This is a genomic window from Lentzea aerocolonigenes, assembly GCF_000955955.1.
Classification (GTDB): Bacteria; Actinomycetota; Actinomycetes; order Mycobacteriales; family Pseudonocardiaceae; genus Lentzea; species Lentzea aerocolonigenes_A.
Genome location: NZ_JYJG01000401.1, coordinates 1 through 3,253, shown reverse-complemented (window position 1 = coordinate 3,253; position 3,253 = coordinate 1). Strand labels below are relative to the sequence as shown.

At 69.6% G+C, this 3,253-nt stretch carries 2 protein-coding genes and 1 pseudogene; 1 reads left to right on the top strand and 2 read right to left on the bottom strand.

Features of this window, described 5'->3' with window-relative positions:
- Both UK23_RS40405 and UK23_RS40400 read right to left on the bottom strand, forming a co-directional pair.
- Positions 1–1,789, bottom strand: a pseudogene (locus UK23_RS40405) (hypothetical protein); the annotation flags it as partial.
- A gap of 46 nt (positions 1,790–1,835) precedes the next feature.
- Positions 1,836–2,558 carry a helix-turn-helix domain-containing protein gene (locus UK23_RS40400; RefSeq protein WP_045317088.1) on the bottom strand — a complete coding sequence of 241 codons (723 nt, stop codon included), beginning with the start codon at positions 2,556–2,558 and terminating at the stop codon, positions 1,836–1,838.
- 70 nt (positions 2,559–2,628) lie between these two features.
- On the opposite strand from UK23_RS40400, the gene UK23_RS40395 reads away from it, so the two are divergent.
- On the top strand, positions 2,629–3,253 hold a 625-nt coding region (locus tag UK23_RS40395), incomplete at its 3' end, for an aldo/keto reductase (RefSeq protein WP_045317090.1).

Genomic DNA, 3,253 nt, shown 5'->3' with positions numbered 1-3,253 from the left:
ATGTGTATAAGAGACAGACGTCCCACAGGATCAGCTGCTTGTCGTCGGCGACCGTGGCCATGACTTTGCCGTCCGGGCTGAACAGGGCGAACGCGACGGCGTCCTGGTGCCCGCGCACGAGGGTGACCTGGGGCGCGGCGAACGTGCTGAGCAGGCTGTCACGGGCTACCGGCAGACCCGTGAGGCGGTAGGCGGCGAGGCGGAGCTGGCTCGCGAGACCGGGGTCGCGGTCCTGCAGCCCGTTGGCCTCGGCGATGGCCTTCTGGGCGAGCGCGATGGTGCGTTGCTCGGTGGTCTGCCGTTGCGCGCGCACGGCGAACACGGTCGCTGCGGTGGCCACGAGCAGCAGTGCGGCGAGTAATGCCACGACGCGGCGCAGGGTGGTGGTGCGGCGTTTCTCGGTGGCGAGGTCCTGCTGGGCGGCGGCCTTGCTGGCGTCGAGGAACGCCTGCTCGGCGGCGTTGAGCGCGCCGGGTTCCCTGGTGGCCCAGCCGGTGACCTGGGCGAGCGGGACGCCCCGGTAGAGCGAGCCCGGGTCGCGGTCGTGCGCTTCCCAGTCGGCGGCCGCGGCGGTGAGCCTGCGGTGCACGCGCATGTCCTCGCGTGCCTCGGCGAGCCAGTCCTTGAGGCGCGGCCAGCCGCGGATGACGGCTTCGTGGCTGATCTCGACGCTGGCGTCGTCGACGGTGAGGATGCGCGCGTTGGCGAGATGTTCGACGACCTCGTCCGCCGCGAGCTCTTCTCGCTTGACGCGTCGTTTGGTGTCCTCGGTGCCGTCTCCGGGGTTGACCAGGCGGAGGAACACCTGGCGTGCTTGGGTTTGCTGCTGTTCGTCGAGTCCTGTGTAGGCGTTCTCGGCGGTGTTGGCGATGGCGCGGGCGATGCCGCCGCTCTCGTGGTAGCTGGTGAGCGTCAGGGTGTTGCCGCGTTTTCGTTGCCACGTCTCGAGAAGCGCGTGGCTGACGTGGGGGAGGACGCCGGGTTCGCCGGTGGCGTCCGCGATGAGCCTTGCCACGAGGCCGGTCTCGAGGGCGCAGCCGACCTCGACGGCGGGCTGGGTGATCGCGCGGCGCAGCTCGTCGGTGGTCATCGGGCCGACCAGGACCTGGGCGTCCTCGACGGCGCTGACCAGGTCGGGGTAGCGGGCGCAGTGGCCGTAGAAGTCGGCGCGCACGCCGATGACCGTCTTGTGCGTGCGGCTGGTCAGTTCGGCGATGAACTCGTCGCGGTGGGGGAGGGCGAAGATCTCCTCGAACTGGTCGACGACGAGCAGTTCCTCGGTCCGGGGGAGCGTCTCGTGGGTGCCCGGGGTGATCAGCTCGCCGGCCTTGCGGGCCAGGAGACCGGCCCTGAGCAGCGAGGACTTGCCTGATCCCGACGCGCCGACGACCAGCACGGTGTCGTGGTGCTCCAGTTTGGCCAGCAGTTTGCCGAGGAGCCGTTCCCGTCCGAAGAAGCGGTCGGCGTCCTGCTCGGTGAAGGCCTTCAGTCCGACGTAGGGGGAGTCGGCCTCGGGTTCTTCGCCGTCCTGCTGGCCGATCTCACGCCAGCGCTGCTCCCAGGCCTCCTCGTCGCCACCGCAGGCGCGCACGAACGCCAGCGTCACCGCGAGGGAGGGGAGCCGCTGGCCGCGGGCGGCGTCGGCGAGGGTGCTGGCGGAGTAGTGGCTGAGCCTGCCGAGCTCGCGGTAGCCGGGGGAGCCGGCCTTCTCGCGGAGTTTGCGGAGGTCGAAGGCGAACTGTTCGACGGGCCCGGCGAACGGGTCGAGAGGTCGTTCCGGGCGAGGCATGACGGTGATTCTTCCATCCGGCTTCGGGTCGTCATGCCCTATAGCTTCAGTGTTGACTGAAGTAAATCACCACACGCAACTCGCCTTCTCCCGGCACATACAACGTCTCGAACACCAGGAGGTGAGGGCCCCAGCGCTCGGTGCCGGTGGTGGGAGGCAGGGCGGAGGCGGCGTCGTACCTGGTGGTGAACGTGGGGCCGGCGGTGATGGACAGTTCGAACGCGAGGGCGCTCGCGGTGTGGTCGCCGAGGTCGGCGGCGGCTCGCAGTGACGCTGCGCGGTCGTTCGCGATCTGCTCCCAGTCCGGGTAGTGGGCCAAGGCTCCCGAGCTGAAGGCGAAGCGGACGAGGTTCTGCTCGTCGCCGAGGCCGCAGATCGCCCGGAACCCTTGCGTGCAGGCGAGGACGTCGCTCGCCGGGCTGAGCACGCAGGCCGCGTGCGGTTCGAGGGCTGCGAGCATCTTGAGGACGGCCGGGCGCAGCCGCGGGGGAGCGGGTGGCGTGCAGGTCTGGTCGGCCTTGATCAACCGGTAGAGGTGGACGCGTTCGTTCGCCGTGAGGTCGAGTGCCTCGGCGAGGGAGGTGAGGACCTGGCCGGAGGGGGAGCGGTCGGTGCCGCGTTCGAGGCGCGTGAGGTACTCGACGCTGATGCCCGCGCGGTCGGCGAGCTCGCCTCGCCTGAGTCCTGGCGTGCGGCGGCGGTGCTGGTCCGGTGGTGTGGTGGCTTCGCGGCGGGCGCGCAGGAACCGGCCCAGTGCGTTGTCGGCCATGATCGCGGGAGTTTAGCGGGGCCCTGAGCGGGTCTCCCTGTGTTCGCTCGTCGCGGCGATGCTGTGGATCATGCGATATCGACTGTTCGGGCGGACCGGTCTGCGGGTCTCGGAGTTGTTGCTGGGCACGATGACGTTGCGCGAGAAGGAATCGGCGCGGCGGGTGCTCGACGTGTACGCCGACGCGGGTGGCAACTTCCTCGACACGGCTTCGGCTTACGGGGAGAGCGAGGAGGTTCTCGGTGCGGTGATGCGGCGGCGGGACAGGTTCGTGGTGGCGACGAAGTACTCGTTGTCGCGGGATGCGGACGATCCGAACGCGGGTGGGAATCACCGCAAGAACTTGGTGCTGTCGTTGGAACGGTCGTTGCGTCGCTTGCGGACGGACTATGTGGACGTGCTGTGGGTGCACTTGTGGGACCGCCATACGCCTGCCGAGGAGACCATGCGCGCGTTGGACGATGTGGTGCGTGCGGGGAAGGTGCTGTACGTCGGGGTGTCGGATGCGCCGGCGTGGTTCGTGGCGCGGGCGAACACGTTGGCGGAGTGGCGTGGGTGGACGCCGTTCGCGGGTTTGCAGGTGCCATACAGCCTGCTGCAGCGCGATGTGGAGCGTGAGTTGCTGCCGATGGCTCGTGCGTTGGGGATGAGCGTGGCGGCGTGGGGTCCGTTGGCCGCGGGGAAGCTGTCCGGGG

Excerpts from the sequence above, each read along its gene's own strand:
- UK23_RS40400 (WP_045317088.1), bottom strand. The coding sequence starts at position 2,558 with ATGGCCGACAACGCACTGGGCCGGTTCCTGCGCGCCCGCCGCGAAGCC.